The following is a 17,396-nucleotide window of genomic DNA, read 5'->3' as shown; positions in this document are numbered from 1 at the left end:
GTCGCGCTAGCGAAGCTCGACGAGGCGCACGCGCTTATAGATGCGCTTGTCCAGGGGCAGGCGGGTGTCGATGAAGCCGAGCGCCTCGTCGAACTCGAAGGTGAAGGTGGGGATGGGCGGGCTGATGGAGATGATCAGCTCGAACTCCCAGAGGCTGACGATGCGCTCGCGGCTCCCCACGGCTTCGGCGGGCGGCGGTGGGAGCTTCTCCGCGGCGGAGCGCACGTCCTTCACCGCCTCCTGGTCCACTTGAGGCTGGTGACTGGGCTCCACGAGCAAGACGTCGAGCAGGCGTCCCTGGCGGTCCTGGACGACGCGGATGAGGGCTCGGCGCGTGGAGCGGAAGCCTTCGCGCATCTTCTCGCGCAGCTCGCTGCGCATGCGCAGGGCCGGGTCTCCCACCGTGCTGGTCGGGCGGCGCTTGTCATCCACGGGCTGGTTGTTCGCGACGAACGCGCCCGAGGAGCCGTAGTTGGCGGCGCGCTCGCTCCAGGCGCGGCCATAGGCGCGACTGCGCTCCATGCCCATGTCGAAGTAGCCCTGGAGGCCGTGCTCCTTCACGGAGCGGTCCGCGTCCCACAAGGCGACCAGCTTCTTGCCGAGCTGGCTGAAGTAGGGATGCACGAGCCCTCGGTCCACCTTGCCGCGCCCCACACCCTCCGAGACGAGGTCCTCCACGAGCGCCTGGGGCGTGGGGGACTTGCGTGCGTCACGGATTCCCACGTCGGGCGCGGCCGTGGTGTCGCTCAGTCGCATTGGCGCCGCCTGGGTCCGAGCCGCCAGGAGCAGTCGCGAGCCAGAGGACTCCGAGAGTCGCGTGGCGTCCTCAGTCCGCGCCATGCTCTCCGGCGCGAGCGCGAAATCCGTGAGCGCGGTGGAAGAGGGCGCCGCGCGCGGAACATCGTTGGCGAGGAGCGGATTGGCGCGGGGGCTGTCGCTCACGGAGCCACGTGGCGCGTGTTCCCTCGCCAGGTCCATGGGCGGCGATGTATCGGCGAGTGCGTCGCTCGGCACGCGGGGCTCGCGTTCCGGTGCGTGCTGCGCGGCGGCGGACGTGTCGGTTCGCGGGCTGCTCCGCTCATTCTCTCGAGCGAAATCAGCGGGGGATGTATCGGTCCGCGGGCTGCTCGGCTCACTCTCTTGTGCACGCTCGGCGGTGGCGGCCGTATCGGCCAGTGGTGTGGTCGAGGCGTGGGGCGTGCTCTGTCGTGCTCGTTCCGTGGCGGCGGACATCTCTGTCGCCGAGTTGCTCGGTGGAGGAGGCCCGCTCTCTTCGGCTCGCGGCGTGGAGTCGGGCGCATGGGGAAGCGTCTTGTCTCCACGTGGGCGCTCAGCGAGCGCCTGCTTGTGCGCGCTCGACGCATTCGGGGGACGTGCCTCGCTCTCCTGTGCCGGGTTCGACACGGCCGACGAGGTCACCTCCACCTCCACCCATTCCAGCGCGGCGGGACGGGGGAGGGCTGCCGGTGGCCGCGTGGCTGGAGGCATTCCGTCGACGGCCAGCCACAGCAGCCCGTGCACGGCCACACTGGCCGCGAGCGCGGGGAGCAGGCGTCGGGAGGGGGCCGGCGACATGGACTCTGCTTTTAATCGAGTCGATACGGCATGCCCGGGAAAGCGAGCCAGAAGGGTAGGAAACCCATCATGGCGCGCGTAGTCTCAAGAAACACCGGAGGAAGGCACCCAGGATGGCGACCTCGCTGCTCGCGACGGATGGCTACAAGTTCAGCATGGCGGAGGCCGGCTGGCCGTTGCGCCGGGAGACGTTCTATTACTCACACCGCAAGGGCGGTCTCCAGGTCATGCCCCTGGACCTGGCCGCCTACGTGCGCTCGCTCCTCCCCGAGCCGAAGCCCGAGGACTACGACTTTCTCGCGCGCTACGACTACGAGATGGGCGTGGGCTTCAAGGCCGCCATCCTCCGCAAGGAGAAGCTCTCCATCCGCGCCATTCCGCGCGGCACGCTCTTCTTCCCGCGCGAGCCCATCCTCACCCTCACTGGCCCCTCCGCCCTGGTCTCCTGGGTGGAGCCGCTGCTGCTCCAGCTCAACTTCCGCATCCAGGTCGCCACCCAGGCCCTGATGGACCGGGATGTGCTGGCCCGCGCGCTCGCCCGCGTCACCTGCGAGGAGCAGAAGACCATCGCCCTGGAGACGCTCGACGCGGTGGGCGTCAAGCCCGTGCCCATCACCGTGGACTCGGACGGGTATGCCCAGCGCGTGCGCGCCACCGTCCAGGAACTCGTCGACGTGGTGGAGGACCCCGCGCGCATCTTCGAGGTGGGCCTGCGCGCGGCGACCTGTCTGGGGCAGCACGACATCGCCCTGCGCGCCTGCAAGGACGTGGGCGTGACGCGCACCAGCAACGTGGAGGGCGCGCGCTCGCTGGGGATGATGCCGGTGGGCACCATGGGGCATGAGCACATCCAGCGCTACGGCTCGGATGATGCCGCGTTCCGCGCCATGCGCGAGCGCCGCCCCCAGCGCTCCAGCTACCTGCTGGACACCTTCGACACGCTCACCTCGGGCATCCCCGCCGCCTTCCAGCTCATCCGAGAGGACCCGGGCTCCGGCGACTCCATCCGCTTCGACTCCGGCAACAAGAAGCTCCAGTACCTCTACGCCGTGACGCGCGCGCGCGACATGGGCATCAAGCCCGTCAACATCCTCGAGGATGGCCTGGACGCGGAGGCCACTCGCGAGTTCGAGGAGCTGCGGCGACAGGTGGGCTGGGATCCGAGCGCGCAGTTCTACGGCTACGGCGGGCACATCGTCGCGCGCACCATGGACTGCCCCTTCACGCGCGACAGGGTGGCCGCCATCTACAAGCTGTCGCAGACGGGCCCCCAGCCGGTGATGAAGTTCGGCAACGAGCTGGCCGAGGGCAAGCAGAGCATCCCCGGCACTCCCGTCCTCTTCCGCCGTCGGCATGGCTCCGGCCCCATTGGCCTCGTGGGCCAGGAAGGCGAGCCGGTGCCGGAGGGCTACTTCCCGCTCATGGAGGCCGAGCCGGAGAAGCCGTCCCTGGTGGGTGCGCTGGAGGCGAGCGCGGAGCCCGCGAAGATTGCCCAGACTCCCGCCACGAAGGCGCTCGTCGAGGAGCTGACGCGGCGTCACTTCCCCAAGGGCCGCTGATACAGGCCCACCCCTGGAGGACCGCATGTCGCTGCCCATCCCCCGCTTCCACGAGGACGCCCGCTCGGGTCAGCTCTACCTGGAGCGCACCGCCGAGGTCGCCGACGAGGCCCGACGCTATGTCGCCGAGCACGGCGTGCGCCCCGCGCGCGAGGACCGGGTGCGCATCGCCGCCTTCGGTATCGACGTGCAGGTGGCCTTCTGCACCCCCGGCGCCAGCCTCTTCGTCCCCGGCGCCGTCGAGGACACCCAGCGCACGCTGCGCTGGCTCTACTCGCACCTCAACCGGGTGACGGAGCTGGTGTTCTCGCTCGACACCCATCGCATCTTTCAAATCTTCCATCCCGCCTGGTGGAAGGACGCGGAGGGACGGCACCCCGCGCCGATGACGCAGGTGTCCGTGGCGGATGTCCGCTCCGGCCGCTGGCGGGCCACGCGCTTTCCGGAAGAGAGCCTGGAGTACTGCGAGCGCCTGGAGGCGCAGGCGCGCTACGTGCTCACCATCTGGCCGTACCATGCGCTGCTCGGGGGCCTGAGCCACGCGCTGGTGCCGGCGTTCTACGAGGCGAGCGTGTTCCACGCCCTGGCGCGGGACACGGCCACCCACTTCGAGCTGAAGGGCGAGCACCCGCTCACGGAGAACTACTCCGTGCTCATGCCCGAGGTGACGGAGGTGAAGGGGCAGCGTGTGGGCGAATTCAATACGCGCCTCTTCGAGCGGCTGATGACGTTTGATCGCCTCTACGTCTTCGGTCAGGCCAAGTCGCACTGCGTCCTGTCCACGCTGAGGGACCTCCGGGAGCACATCGAGCGGACGGACCGCTCGAAGATGGGGCGGGTCCACATCCTGGTGGACGCGATGAGCCCGGTGCCCGCGCCGCCGCTGGAGCCGCTTCCGCCCTCGCTGGACTTCCCACGACTGGCGGACGAGGCCATCGAGGAGCTGCGGCGGGCGGGGATGCGGGTGGTGCGCACCACGGAGCCGCTGGACGTTTGAGCCGGACTTCCGGCGTGGGGCGTGCGCCGGGATTCACTCGGTGTGGTAGAATTCCGCCTCCGTCCCCGGCCTGCCGTTGATGGCTTGCCGCTGGTGAAGGGGGAGTCATGTCACGACAGAGCTCACCGGCGTTCTCGCTGAAGGTCGGCCCCCATGGCCCGGACGGGTTGGGCGTGTCGGGTGTCTCCGGCTCCGAGGGCCTCAGCCGGCTGTACGACTTCCGTGTGGACTTCTTCACGGTGGACGCCGAGCCGCTCGAAGTGGCGGAGCTCGTGGGACAGGACGCCCTGGTGACGTTCTCCGTGCGGGATTTCGCCGCCCGGCACGTTCACGGCTGGGTGCGCGAGGTGGAAGCCCTGGGGATGAAGACGGGGCGCAGGCGTTACCGGGCGCACGTGGTGCCGCGGTTGTGGCGACTGACGCAGGCCCACAAGAGCCGCATCTTCCAGGAGAAGACCGTCCCGGACATCCTCAAGGCGGTGCTGAAGGAGAACGGCATCGAGGTGCGCGCGGCCCTGTCCGCCGCCTACGCGCCGCGCGAGTACTGCGTGCAGTACCGCGAGACGGACTTCGCCTTCCTCAGTCGGCTGATGGAGTGGGAGGGCATCTTCTACTTCTTCGAGCACGCCGAGGACGGGCACACGCTGGTGCTGGGCGACAAGCCGAGCGCGCACGCGCCGCTGCCGCAGGGCAAGGCACTGCCCCTGCGTCCCAGTCTGGGCAAGGCGGTGGTGGAGGAGGAGTACCTCTCCGCGTTGGAAGTGGTGCACCGGCTGCGTCCGGGCGCCGTGCACCTGAAGGACTACGACTTCGAGAAGCCCGCGCTGGATGTCTCCGGAAAGACGGAGGCCGCGGAGGGCGTGACGGCGCTGGAGCTCTACGACTATCCCGCAGGCTACGTGACACCGGGCGTGGGCAAGTCCACGTCGAGCGTGCGCGTGGAGGAGGCCACGGTGGGAGGCCGGACGCTCGCGGGTGACAGCGTGGCGCCTCGGCTGACGCCGGGGTTCCTGCTGGAGGTGGAGCTGTCCGAGGAGGACGTCTTCGCGGGCGAGTACCTGGTCACCGACGTGGTGCACTCGGGCCTGCAGCCGGACGTCTCCGGGGGCAGCGAGTCGCTCCAGGGGCTCTATCGCAACCAGTTCCAGCTCCTGCCCAAGGCGGTGCCCTTCCGGCCGCGCCGCAAGACGCCGCCGCCGCGCATCGCGGGCCTGCAGACGGCCACGGTGGTGGGGCCCTCCGGCGAGGAGATACACACCGACGCGCATGGCCGCGTGAAGGTCCAGTTCCACTGGGACCGCGAGGGCAAGAGGGACGAGAAGGCCTCCTGCTGGGTGCGCGTGGGCCAGCCGTGGGGCGGTCCGGCCTGGGGCGACGTGTGGCTGCCGCGCATCGGTCAGGAGGTGGTGGTGCGCTTCCTGGAAGGCGACCCGGACCGACCGCTGGTGGCGGGCGCCGTCTACAACGGCTCCAACATGGCGCCGTACCCGCTGCCGGACGAGAAGACGAAGAGCACTCGCAAGAGCGCGTCGAGCCCGGGCAGCGACGGCTTCAACGAGGTGCGCGTCGAGGATTCGACGGGTGCGGAGGAGATCTTCACCCACGCGCAGAAGGACGAAGACCTGCTCACGGAGAACAACAAGGACCAGCAGGTCGGTGGGTACGAGTCGCTGCTGGTGAAGAAGGACCGCAAGCGCACGGTGGAGGGGTTCCAGTCGTTGCTGGTGAAGAAGCACGACGTGGCGATGGTGGAGGGCAACCAGTCGCTGCTGGTGGAGAAGGACCGCGAGAGCACCACGCTCGGGAGCCATGACGAGGCGGTCGACGGCAACCAGGTGATGTCGGTGGGCGGCAACCTCTTCGTGGATGTCTCCAAGGCTTCATCGGAGATGGTGGGCGCGGCGAAGGCCACCACGATTGGCGGGGCGCTGGCGGTGTCCGTCGCGCTGGCCTTGAACGAGGCGACCGGGGGTGTGAAGTCGCTTCAGGTCGGTGGCGCGCACTTCGAGAACGTCATCGGTCACCGCAGCGAGACGGTGGCGGAGAAGACGGAGCGGAAGGTCGGCACCGACTGGAAGACCGAGGTGAAGGGCGGCGCCACGGTAACGGTGGGCAAGGACCTGAAGGAAGAGGTGAAGGGCCTGTTCCAGATTGCCGTCAAGGAGGAGACGACCTTGATGGCCAAGACGTACTCGCTCAAGTCCGACAAGCTCTCCGTCATCGTCAACGGGAACCTGGCGTTGCAGGTGGAGAAGTCCGGCAACGTGAAGCTCTACGCCAAGACGCTCACGCTGGATGGCTCCGAGGTGAAGTTCAAGGGCGCCAAGGTGAAGATGGAGGCGGCGGGTTCGGCGAAGAGCGAGTCCATCAGCCTCAAGGAGATTGGAAAGCTGCCGCCGGCCGAGTCGGGCTCGATGAAAATCAAGATGAAGAGCCGGAGCGGCGGGTCCGTGGAGGGGCGCGAGTTCGAGCTCAAGTTGCCGGATGGCAGTGTCCGCAAGGGCACGCTGGACGGGCAGGGCGGCGCGAAGCTCGACAAGCTGCCGGAAGGTGAGTCCGTGCTGTCGTTCCCGAAACCGCAGGGCTGATTCGCTGGAAGGACCCAACTCGCAATGAGCACACGGCACAAGGTCAAGCAGGGGGAGTGGCTCTCGAAGATTGCTCGGCAGTATGGGTTCGCCAAGTGGCAGGAACTCTGGGACCACCCGGACAACGCGCCCCTGCGCGCGAAGCGGACGAATCCGTTCTGTCTCCAGGTGGATGACGAGGTGGTCATCCCGGAGCTGCCGGGACTCAAGGTCTCCGCGGGCTCCAGCTACAGCTTGCAGGGCGGAGACCCGCCGGACCGCATCCGGCTGGGCATGCGACGGGCGAACGCGCCGCTGGGGCTCAAGCGCTACGAGCTGAAGCTGGGCGAGAAGCTGCTGAAGGGGACGCTCACCTTCCAGGGGCTCCTGGACCAGCCTCTGCCACCGGAAGCGACGGAGGCCACGCTCAAGGTCTGGACCTCCGAGGAGCCCGAGCTGTCGTGTGAGTGGCAGTTGAAGCTGGGCCACCTGGACCCGCTGGACGCGCTCAGCGGCGTGCAGGCGCGACTGGCGAACCTGGGTTGGTACAACGGCCCTATCAACAACGAGCTGACGGAGGACACCCGCACGGCGCTGGCCAGCTTCCAGTTGGCGCTGCTCCTGACTCCCACGGGTGAGCTGAGCAAGGAGACGCTCGAGAGCCTCGCGGACCGGCACGAGCAGAACGGAGGCACGGAGGTCCTGCCGCCGTCCTTCGGGTCGGACGATGACGAGGAGGAAGTCGAGGAGGGTGGAGGCTCACCAGGTGGTGAGTCGTCGGCGGGAGCGGGAGCACCTCCGCCTCCTGCGACGGGTTCGGCGAGTGCGAGTCCGCAGGGTGGTGGTTCGAGCACGGGTGGCTCGGCGAGCGGCACGGGTGGCTCGGGCACGACGACGGGCGCGACCGCGCAGAGCGGTACTGGCACGGGTAGCTCGGGCACGACGACGGCTACGACCGCGCAGAGCGGTACGGGCACGGGTGGTTCGGGCACGACGACGGCTACGACCGCGCAGAGCGGTACTGGCACGGGTGGCTCGGGCACGACGACCGCCGCGACGGGGCAGACTGGCGGAGGGACCGCGACGGGCGGCGCGGCGACGGGTGGCACGGCTGCCGCCGCCACCGCACAGCAGAGCGCCACTGCCGTGGACACGCATCGCTACGGTGGCTTCGTCCTCCAGCGAAGGGACCGCGACGACCAGCACCGCTGGGGTGGCGCGGTACAGCCTGTCGCCCAGGGCAACAACGGCGCTCCCACCCTGGTCGCTCCCGGTACTGGCACCGTGGGCAATGCCCTCACCGCGCCCACGCACGTGCTCCGGCTCCAGCGTGACCTGCGCGAGCTGGGCTTCCTCATCGGCGGCACTCCGGACGGCGCCTTCGGACTGGGCACCGACTGGGCCGTGCGCGAGTTCCAGATCTACTCGAAGATGGAGAACGTCGCGCAGGAGGACACCGCCAACACGAGCACCAACTACGTGGAGCGGCTGTCCCAGGTGGCCAACACCCAGATCTACCAGGGCGCGGTCAGCGGCATCGTCAACGACGACACCGAGCAGCGCATCCGTCACTGGCTCACCAATCGTTGGCGCTGCCCCGTCATCGTCCGGGCGATGAACGTGGCGAACGGCAACCCCACCACGGTCTTCCAGGACAACCTCTGGCGGCACGACGACTGCGCCAACACGGCGCCGCGCATCTACGTGCGCGACTTCACCGGCTACTACACGCTGCCCACCGGCCGGAACGAGGACGACCTGCGCGTGCTGGGCACGTACACCACCTATCCCAGCTACGGCGGGCCGGTGAGCATGCCCACCCGACACACGTGGGCGACCTCGGAGTTGCTGCCGTCCAACCTGGTGGGCGTCGCCAACTACAACTCGATGACGGCCTCCCAGCGCTCCACCTACAAAGTGGTCCGCGCCGCCGCCGAGCAGGAGAACCTGGGGTACTTCGACTCGCTCAACGCCTACGACAACGCCTTCATCTCACTGGGGCCGTGTCACTGGACGCTGGGCATCCTCTTCGCCGGCAGCGCCGAGCCCTCCGAGGGCGAGCTGTGCGGCTTCCTCGCCTACCTGCGCTCCAGCAACCAGGCCGCCTTCGAGGAGGCCATCGAGTTCTTCGGCCTGCGCATCGACGAGGACTGGGACGCGGGGGCCGGCAACGGCGCCACGCTCTACAGCAGCAGTGGCAAGAAGTACTCGGGTTGGCCCGCGCAGCAGCGCGACGACGCGACATGGGCGCGGATGGACGAGACGGAATCGGCGGGCAACTACTACAAAACGTATCACTGGTACTACCGCTTCCAGATGGCGGGACGGACCATCGAGGGATTCCAGCGCGCCATGTGGAACGCGGCCCGCATCCGCCTGCGAGACATCCGCGACACGCCCTGGGGCACGGGTGTGGCCAACGTGGGCACCGGCGCCAACGCGCGTGCTCCGACCGTCGGCGACGTGGCGACGTCCGAGAAGCTCATGGGCATCCTGCTGCGCTGGCACATCTTCCGTCCCGGCCATGTCGCGGCGCAGAACTCCGCGGGGCAGCGGCTGCGCAATGCCTTCACGGCCGCGAAGCAGGCGAACCCCACGCTCAATTGGACCCAGGCCCCCAACCTCTGGACAAACGCGCACGAGACGGCGCTCATCACCCACATTCTCGCGGAAGCCTCCAGCGTGAATGACTCGGTGGACAACGTGGCGAACTGGCCGGGCTGGCTGGGGGGCACGGTGCAGACGACGAACCCGCGCAACTACCAGCTCGCGCTGCCCGCGGGCACCACGCTGTTGTCGACGCGCAACTCGTTCAACTTCGACGTGCCTTGAGTCGCCGGGAGGCGGAGTCGCCCGTCAGGGCTTCTCCGTCTCCGTGGATGCGTCCTGGTAGGTGTCGCCCTGGAAGCGCATCGTCACGCGCTTCGTCGTGGGCGCATCGAGTGTGCCGCCCTTTTCCCGGTGCACCACGTCGCGCCAGCCCTGGGTGCGGGTGTCGAGCGGCTTGAGCTCCAGCGTGTACTCGGGGCCCCAGACGGGGGCGTAGCGGTCTCCGCTGCAGTGGACGTAGAGGGCCTGCACGGTGGCGCCATCGCTCCCGGCGTCCGTGGGGAAGACGACGTAGAGGTCCTGCTGGCCACGGCCGTCCAGGTCCACTTCCGCCGCTCGCAGGGCCTTCCCATGGCCAGGGTCCGGCTCCACCTGAAGGGCAGGGCGCGTGCCCTTGCCCACCGTGGTGATGCGGAAGGTCTCATCGCGTGCGCAGGGACCCGATGCGGACGCCGTGGGAGCGGGGCTGCCCGCGCCGGGAGCTGTCGCGGGCGGTGTCGTGGACGTGGGGCTCGGTTTGCCTCCCGTGCCCGGCGCCGTCGTGGCTCCTGTGCCTGGGTTGCCTCCCGTGCCCGGAGCCGTCGTGTTGCCAGTGCTCGCGTTGCCTTTCGTGCCAGTGGCCGGCGTGACCCCGGAGTTCGAGCTTCCGCCCGTGCCCTGCGCCGTCGTGGAGGGGGATGCACTCGTGCCTGGCGCATGGCCCGTGCCGCCAGTTCCCTGACCCATCACCGGAGAATCCGCACGGGAGGGCGGAGGGGCTTCACCACTTCGAGCCTGGGACGAGGGGGACGCCGAGGCGGTGCGGAGCGACCCCTCGGTGCAGGCGGACGCAAGGCATGCTGCGGTAGCGGCGAGCAGGACGTGGCGCATGGCCGTGAAGTGTACCGCTCCCTCCCGTGCGTGTGCAGGCGCGCGCGCCCCATCCCCTCACCGAGCCGTCGCGGGCGAGCCCACCCCGCTCCACAGGATGGGTTTCCTCGTGCGGTGGGCCACGTCCCGGGTGAAGCCACGACTGTCATCATCCGAACTGGAGTTGAGCCACCTTCCACGACGCGAGGCCACCCGCGCTCCAGGACAGGTCACCTTGCGCGGCGGGCCACGTCCCGGGCGAAGCCAGGACCGTCATCAGCCGGACTTGAGTCGAACCAGCCATCCCGCGCGCAACGACTTCGCCGTGCCTTGTCGCCGCCGAGGCACCGGGGCGAGCCTGCGTGCCTGAGATGCGCGAGAGACGCCACAGGACAGGTCTCCTTGTGCGGCGGCCTACATCCCGGGCGAGGCCGAGACTGTCAGCGACCGGACTTGAGCCGCGCCACCGTCCACCGCGCCACGGCTTCACGGAGCACGTCCGCCGCCGAGGCCCCCGGACGCGCCTGGGCGCTCAGGTCCACCACCGTGTGGAACAAGTCCAACTCCAGTCCCTCATCGCGCTGCACCGAGCCAGCGAACAGCTCCACCGGCGTGCCGTGCTCTCGCGCCAATCGCGCCAGCCCACCAGGCCCCTTGCCCAGGGATGTCTGCCGGTCGAAGCGTCCCTCGCCCGTGAGCACCACCTCGGCGAGCAACACGCGCCGCTCCAGTCCCAGAGCGCGCGAAACCAGCTCATACCCGGGCACCAGTCGCGCACCCGCGAGCGCCGTCAGTCCGAACCCGAAGCCGCCCGCGGCGCCCGCACCGGGCCAGCCCGCCGCCGTGTCGCCCACCACGCGCGCGAAGTGCGCCAGCGCCGCTTCCAGCGCCTCGACCACCTCCGCGTCCGCGCCCTTCTGCGGACTGAACAGGTGCGCGGCGCCATCCGCCCCGAGCAGCGGCGACGTGACATCCGTGGCACCCATCAACTCCACCTGCCCGAGCCGGGGATGACGCTCCGTCGCATCCACCCGAGCCAGCGCCGCCAGCGCGCCTCCACCCGGCGGCAGCGGGTTGCCGTGCACGTCCAGGAAGCGATAGCCCAACGCCGTCAACGCGCCCGTGCCGCCGTCTGTTGTGGCGCTGCCACCCAGGCCGACGATGAGCCGCTCGCAGCCCGCGTCCAGCGCGGCGCGCATCAGCTCGCCCGTGCCATACGTGGAGGCCCGTCGCGCGTTGCTCGGAGTGGGCTCCATCCGCGTCAGCCCGGACGCCGCCGCCATCTCCACCACCGCGGTGCGGCCATCCTCCAGCAAGGCCCAGTGGGCCTCCACCTGCTGACCCAACGGCCCATGCACATGGCACACGCGGCGCTCGCCCCGCGTGCCCGACAGCAGCGCGTCCACCGTGCCAGGTCCACCGTCGGCGAGCGGGGCGACATCCAGCACCACCTCGGGCGAGATTTCCCGCACGCCCTTGGCCATGGCCTCGGCGGCCTCCGCGGCCGTGAGGGTGCCCTTGAACTCCTGAGGTGCCACGAGCCAGCGAGGAGAAATCACGGCAGCGACTCCCGACTTTTCATCGGGTGGCTTCGATGACCTGTCGCTCCCTGCATCCGACTTCTCCGCAAGCCCACGCCTCCGCATCCGATTGACGCTGCAATCATTGCCCCGTCAGCGGACGAGTTCACCCTGATACATGCGCTCCTGTTATCAAAACTCCCGAATTGCAACGTTGCCTTGACTCCAAGAGCCGGATTCATCGCAGACCGGGTGCGGGCGCGGTACAGACAGACCCGTCAGGGTGTCTGTCGCGACGCCGCCGAGGCGATTGCCTCCGCGTGCCATTCGAGCAGGGGACGCGGCGCTTTCAGCGTGGCATCCCGGCTCTGGGACACGCGCTCCAGGCGCTCGAGCAGCACTCCCACGGTCTCCGCGGGTTGGCGTGCGGGGCCGCGAATGCGCTCGCAGAAGAACGTGCGGCAGCCGAACGGACGGTCCGCGTACACGGTGCACCGCTTGCCCGCCGCATCCAGGTAGGGGCACCCGCCGTCCGCGCGGGGTGGGGGCAGGGGACGGCCCTTCGTCAGGAGTTCCCACTCGGGCAGCCACAGCCAGGGCTGGCGGCCCGTCGTGGCCAACTGGCAGCACTCGCCGCTGGCGGAACACGAGAAGGGGACGTAGGCGGCGTCCGCTTGACGGTAGATGGTGCGCACTTCCTTCAGTGCGCGCTCCTTCTCGCGAGTGCCCCCTGGCGCGCGCGAGTCCTCGTCTTCATCCCAGTCCCGGGTCCGCATGGTCAGCGCCGTTGTCTCATGCCACCGGAGCGCGGGTCGATGCGGGGGGCCTCACAGGGCGCGCAGCACGTAACACTTCAGGTAGCGGGTTTCCCGCAGGTTGAGCAGCACGGGGTGGTCCTTGCCGGCGCCACGTCGCTCGATGATCTGCATGCGGCGGCGCGCATCCGCGGCGGCGGAGGCGAGCATGTCCTCGAACGCCTGCTCGTCCACGTGGTACGTGCAGCTCGCGGTGATGAGGATGCCGCCGGGCCGCAATAGCTGCATGGCGCGGAGGTTGATTTCCTTGTAGCCGCGCACCGCAGCGGCGATGGCGTCCTTGTTCTTCGCGAAGGACGGCGGGTCCAGGACGATGGTGTCGAACTTGCGACCCTCGTCCACGGCGTCGCGCAGGAAGTCGAAGGCGTTGGCCACCACGACGTTCAGATTGGAGAGCTTGTTGGCGGCGGCGTTGTCGCGCAACTGGGCGGCCGCCAGCTCCGAAATCTCCACCGCCGTGACGCTCTGGGCGCGCGTGGCGAGCTGGAGGGCGAAGCCTCCTACATACGAGAAGCAGTCCAGCGCCTCGCCATGGGCGTACTGCGCGGCGACGACGTGGTTCTCCCGCTGGTCCAGGAACGCGCCCGTCTTCTGTCCCTCGAGCAGGTCCGCGCGCACGCGCACCAGGCCCTCGTCGAAGGAGACGGGGCCGGGCGCCTCGCCGCGCAGCATGCCCTTCTCCGGCGTCAGGCCTTCCAGGTGACGCACGCTCACGTCCGAGCGGTTGACGATGCCTTTGGGCTGGAACTGCTCCTGCAGCAGGTCCGCGATGAGCGCCTTGCGCTGCTCCACGGCGGGCACCAGGAACTGGACGCTGAGGTAGTCGCCGTAGCGGTCCACCACGAGGCCCGGAATCCCGTCCGCCTCGCCGTGCATCAGCCGGTACGTCGTCTCGCCCGGGAGCGCGCGGGTGCGCAGGGCCTGCGCGGCCAACAGGCGCTGACGGAAGAAATCGTCGTCCACGGCCACGTCGTCGAAGCTGAGCCAGCGCAGGGAGATCTTCGACTGGCGCGAATAGAACGCCTTGCCGATGAACCAGCCGCGCCCGTCCACCACGCGCACCACCTCGCCGCCGACGAGGCCCGGGTCACCGTTGAGGTCCGCGCGATAAATCCACGGGTGCCCTGCCTGCCAGCGGTCCACGCCCCGGCGCACCAGGGAGACCTGGGGCAGCCCGTCCGGGCCAATCTCGGGGGAGGTCCGGTCCGGGGCGACCTTTTCGGGACGGTGGTGGGGGCGGCCACGGCCCGAACCGTGAGGCGGGGAGGAGGGCCTGCCACCGCGATGGGGGCCAGAAGGGGGCTTGGATGAGGTGGGCATGGCGATTCGCGGCGTATACTCGCAACCCGCGTGAGATACGAGTTGCTCCTACAGACGATGACGCCGGGCATGCCCTACGAGGCGGCGCGGGTGGATGGCCTCCTCTCGCAGAAGCGGGTGACCGTCCGTCCGGACGGCAACCGCCTCTGGCATTTCCAGCACGGCGACGTGGAGGTGGGAGTGCTGCGCGAAGGGGGCCGGGTGGTGGCCACCGAGCTGCGAATCCCCCTCGCCGAGCGCTCGGACCTGGTGCGCGAGGTGGTGGCCGAGGCCGCCCAACTGGCCTCCAAGGCTGGCGCCCGGCTCGTGGACCCCCAATTGGGCCGCTCCCTGGTGGCCTCCGACGAGGGCGTGGTGGCGGACCAGTACATGCGCACGGTGCGCTACGCGGGCGGCGCCTCCGGGATGTCGTCCGAGACGATGGGCGCCTCCTCCTCGTACACGCCGCTGACGACGGAAGGGCCGAGGGGCTTCCAGCCGGGCGCGAAGTTCTTCCTCATCGCCATTGGCGCCTTCTTCTTCCTCTACCTGCTCGTGGACTCGATGCTGTCGGGTCTCGGCGGGCGCTAGGTCCTCCGGGCGGGCATGAAGGCGCCTGCTTGCCCGCAGGGTTGTCCGGCACGAGGGAGCGCTCGGCGTTAGGTTGTGGGCGTGTTCAAGTACTTCCTGCTCGCGCTCATCGTTCCCTTCGTGGAGCTGTACCTCCTGGTCGTCATTGGCCGTGAGGTGGGATTCCTGCCGACGCTCGGCGTGGTGCTGCTGACGGGTGTGGTGGGCTCGTGGCTCGCCCGTCGCGAGGGCGGCAGGGTGATGCGCCGCTGGCGAGACGCCCTGGCCCGGGGGCAGGTCCCCGAGGAGGGGTTGTTCAGCGGCGCGCTGGTCATGCTCGGCGGCGTGCTGCTGGTGATTCCCGGTGTCCTCACCGATGTGGTGGGCCTGTCGCTGCTCTTGCCGCCCGTGCGGAGGTTCGTGACGGCGCGCCTTCGCCGTGCCGTGGAGCGACGCATGCGCGACGGCTCGCTGCGCGTCACCACCCTCGGAGGCGTGGGCTTTCCGGGGCCATTCTCGGGCGAGCCTTCCCCCCGCGCTCCGTTCCCCGAGTCGTGGACGGACGACGCGGCGAGCCCGTCCGCGCGAATGCGCTCCGGGGCTTCGCGGTCCGAAGTCGACGCGGAGTTCACCGAGGACGAGCCGCGACACTGAGCCGCGCGGCTCGGGGCCTCAGCCTCGCGGACTCATCCGGGCGCTGCTGAGATTGGCCTTCAGCGTGGTGGAGCCCGAGCGCCAGGGGCGGGCCTGGTCCGTCAGCCAGCGGCCAAGCCGGGCCACACCCGCGCAGACCAGCAGCAGGCCGAGTCCCACACCCAATGCGGCGGGAATCCCCAACGTGGGGCCCACGCGGCTGGCGAGGCCCGCGATGTCCGCCCAGCCGTACACCACCGGCAGGTGCAGGACATAGAGCCACAGTGACAGCCTGCCCAGGGGCGCCAGCAGCCCACTGAGTCGAACGGGGGCCAGGTTCACCACCCCCAGCACCATGAGCCCCTGGCCCACGCGGTAGGCCACCATCCACGCGCTCGCGGGGCCCCAGTCGGCCACCGTGAGCTGGGTGAGTCCGAGCACCCCCGCGCCCAGCGCCAGCAGCGCCAGGCCCTGGGGCCAGCCCGGCTTCAACAGATGAAGCGCATAGGCGGCGAAGGCCCCCGCGAAGAAGAAGCCCGCCCAGGGGAAGAAGGGGAAGCGGCTGCCCTCGCCACTGCCCAGGAACTGTTGGACCGGCGCGGGCAGCCCCACGCCCAGCCGCCACATCGTCGCGCTCGCCAGCGGGACGGCCACGGCCAGGGTGAACAGGACGAGCGGACGGCCTCCTCGCGCGGGCACGAGCGCGAGCAGCACGGAGCCCACGAGCAGCGCGAAGCCGATGCACTGGAGCGCATCGAAGGCGAAGACGCGCGACAGCATCGCGTCCGACCAGCCCATGTCATGCACCGCCGGCCAGCCGGGCCAGTGCAGGAGGTAGCCGAGGAACAACAGCAACAGCGACCGACGGACGCGACGACCGAGCGAGTCGCGCGCGGCATTGGGCTTGGTTCCCAGCGCCGCGACCACGGCCCATCCACTCACGAGGAGGAAGAGGGGCGCGGTGATTCCGCGAAAGCTCCAGTAGTGCTGCACCCATGGATTCAGGCGAGCTTCGGGCGAGAGCAGCGCGTCCAGCGTATGTCCCAGCACCATGGCGAGGACCGCTAGCCCGCGCGCCCCGTCGAGCCCGGGGTGCCGGTTCGATTGCTGCTGGAAGGTGAACGAGGGGCCGAGTCGTTTCACGCGACCCGGAGCATAGGACGACCCAAGGGCCGCGTCTCGAAAAGGCACAGCTTGACGCAGTCTCTGCCACCCTCCGGGCGAGCCACCTGGACGGTCCGTGGGGTGCTACATGCCTGGGCATGCGGACCCTTTCCAAGCGCCTGGTTGCCCCGCTGCTGCTGTTGTCCACCACGACTCCCGCGCGGGCCGCGTCAGGAGATGACTGGCTGGGCTCCGACAAGCCGAAGCACTTCGCGGCGTGCTTCGTCCTGGCGGGTGTGGGTTATGGCGCGGGCGCGCTTCTCTTCGAGCCGCCCGAGGCGCGCTTGTGGACGGGCGCTGGGCTCGCGCTCGGGGTCGGAGTGGGCAAGGAACTGTACGACCTGGGGCGTGGGACGCGCTTCTCGCTCAAGGACCTGGCGTGGGACGCGGCGGGGACGGCGACGGGGCTGGGTGTGGCGTGGCTGGTCGACCGGCTCGTCTTCGGTCCACCGTCGGGTGCGGACCCGGCGGCGACGCTACGACGGGATGTTCCGCTCGTCGTGCTCGTCCCCGGGGGACGTGGCATCGGACCTGGTCGACAGGAGGTCCTCGTCGGGAAGCGCGCGCGCTTCGATGAGTCGCAGCAGCTTCTCGCGCTCCATGAGCGGATCCACCGTCAGCAAGGCACTGCCTTGTCGCGCGCCTCCGCCGGTGACGAGCACGGTGACCTGTCCCCGGGGGCACTGCCGCAAGCAGCCGGTGGGCATGACCCGGACGGAGTCGGAGAGCCCTCGCTCGCTCAGCGAGCGCTGGAGCCAGCGCGGCAGCTCGATGCCACCCGACCTGGCGCCGCCGCGCATCAGGCACTTGCGACAGACGAGCACCTCGATGTCCTCGGGCGTCTCGTCCGTCTCCCCAGCGCGTTCATCCCGCATCCATCCTCCTCGTCGTCTTCGGAGCCGGGCACTTCCGCCGCGCGTCATGGCGCGGATGCGCCGCTGCGGAATGACCTGGTCCAGAGGAGGAGGTAGCCGCGCCTCCGCGGCCGCGCAGCCCGGACCCGCATGTCCGTGGAGCGA

At 69.7% G+C, this 17,396-nt stretch carries 13 protein-coding genes; 7 read left to right on the top strand and 6 right to left on the bottom strand.

Going from position 1 to position 17,396, the window contains the following annotated elements; translation table 11 throughout:
• Positions 1-6: 6 nt before the first annotated feature.
• Positions 7-978 (bottom strand): TonB C-terminal domain-containing protein, encoded by a 972-nt coding sequence (locus HUA76_RS17015; protein WP_254614266.1) that lies wholly within the window; start codon positions 976-978, stop codon positions 7-9.
• Positions 979-1,688: 710 nt separating this feature from the next.
• Between HUA76_RS17015 and HUA76_RS17010 the strand changes: the two genes are divergently transcribed.
• The 4 genes from HUA76_RS17010 to HUA76_RS16995 all read left to right on the top strand — a co-directional run bounded on the left by HUA76_RS17010 (position 1,689) and on the right by HUA76_RS16995 (position 9,530).
• Positions 1,689-3,134, top strand: coding sequence for a nicotinate phosphoribosyltransferase (locus HUA76_RS17010; protein ID WP_141645492.1), 1,446 nt, complete (start codon positions 1,689-1,691; stop codon positions 3,132-3,134).
• Between the two features lie 25 nt (positions 3,135-3,159).
• Positions 3,160-4,131: a nicotinamidase gene (locus tag HUA76_RS17005; protein ID WP_141645491.1), complete on the top strand. Its 972-nt coding sequence runs from the start codon at positions 3,160-3,162 to the stop codon at positions 4,129-4,131.
• Between the two features lie 107 nt (positions 4,132-4,238).
• Complete coding sequence (gene tssI, locus HUA76_RS17000; protein WP_174461472.1) at positions 4,239-6,719, top strand: type VI secretion system tip protein VgrG; 2,481 nt, start codon at positions 4,239-4,241, stop codon at positions 6,717-6,719.
• Between the two features lie 24 nt (positions 6,720-6,743).
• Positions 6,744-9,530, top strand: coding sequence for a peptidoglycan-binding protein (locus HUA76_RS16995; RefSeq protein WP_174461471.1), 2,787 nt, complete (start codon positions 6,744-6,746; stop codon positions 9,528-9,530).
• 24 nt (positions 9,531-9,554) lie between these two features.
• On the opposite strand, the gene HUA76_RS16990 is transcribed toward HUA76_RS16995, so the two are convergent.
• The 4 genes from HUA76_RS16990 to HUA76_RS16975 form a co-directional block, all read right to left on the bottom strand.
• Positions 9,555-10,253: a hypothetical protein gene (locus HUA76_RS16990; RefSeq protein ID WP_174461470.1), complete on the bottom strand. Its 699-nt coding sequence runs from the start codon at positions 10,251-10,253 to the stop codon at positions 9,555-9,557.
• Positions 10,254-10,816: 563 nt separating this feature from the next.
• The gene (locus tag HUA76_RS16985; RefSeq protein WP_174461469.1) at positions 10,817-11,935 is read right to left on the bottom strand and encodes a glycerate kinase; all 1,119 of its coding nucleotides are present in this window, start codon (positions 11,933-11,935) and stop codon (positions 10,817-10,819) included.
• A 239-nt stretch (positions 11,936-12,174) separates the two neighbouring features.
• Positions 12,175-12,672, bottom strand: coding sequence for a YkgJ family cysteine cluster protein (locus HUA76_RS16980; protein WP_141645486.1), 498 nt, complete (start codon positions 12,670-12,672; stop codon positions 12,175-12,177).
• 51 nt (positions 12,673-12,723) lie between these two features.
• A complete protein-coding gene (locus HUA76_RS16975; RefSeq protein ID WP_174461468.1) occupies positions 12,724-14,031 on the bottom strand; it encodes a class I SAM-dependent rRNA methyltransferase in 1,308 nt (435 codons plus the stop codon).
• 30 nt (positions 14,032-14,061) lie between these two features.
• Between HUA76_RS16975 and HUA76_RS16970 the strand changes: the two genes are divergently transcribed.
• Together HUA76_RS16970 and HUA76_RS16965 are read left to right on the top strand one after the other, a co-directional pair.
• Positions 14,062-14,601, top strand: a complete 540-nt coding sequence (locus HUA76_RS16970; protein WP_141648065.1) for a hypothetical protein — start codon at positions 14,062-14,064, stop codon at positions 14,599-14,601.
• 81 nt (positions 14,602-14,682) lie between these two features.
• Entirely contained in the window at positions 14,683-15,234 is a 552-nt protein-coding gene (locus HUA76_RS16965) for an FxsA family protein (protein ID WP_141648064.1), read from the top strand.
• A gap of 18 nt (positions 15,235-15,252) precedes the next feature.
• Here HUA76_RS16965 and HUA76_RS16960 read toward each other — a convergent pair whose 3' ends face one another.
• Positions 15,253-16,356: an acyltransferase family protein gene (locus HUA76_RS16960; RefSeq protein ID WP_371823485.1), complete on the bottom strand. Its 1,104-nt coding sequence runs from the start codon at positions 16,354-16,356 to the stop codon at positions 15,253-15,255.
• Positions 16,357-16,475: 119 nt separating this feature from the next.
• Between HUA76_RS16960 and HUA76_RS16955 the strand changes: the two genes are divergently transcribed.
• Positions 16,476-17,348: a YfiM family protein gene (locus HUA76_RS16955; RefSeq protein WP_174461466.1), complete on the top strand. Its 873-nt coding sequence runs from the start codon at positions 16,476-16,478 to the stop codon at positions 17,346-17,348.
• Positions 17,349-17,396 lie beyond the last annotated feature (48 nt).

Origin of the sequence: Myxococcus sp. CA056, from assembly GCF_013336715.1 — a bacterium.
In the GTDB taxonomy this organism is placed as follows: Bacteria; Myxococcota; Myxococcia; order Myxococcales; family Myxococcaceae; genus Myxococcus; species Myxococcus llanfairpwllgwyngyllgogerychwyrndrobwllllantysiliogogogochensis.
The sequence above is the reverse complement of the archived record's forward strand: the minus strand, read 5'-3'. Positions and strand labels throughout refer to the sequence as shown.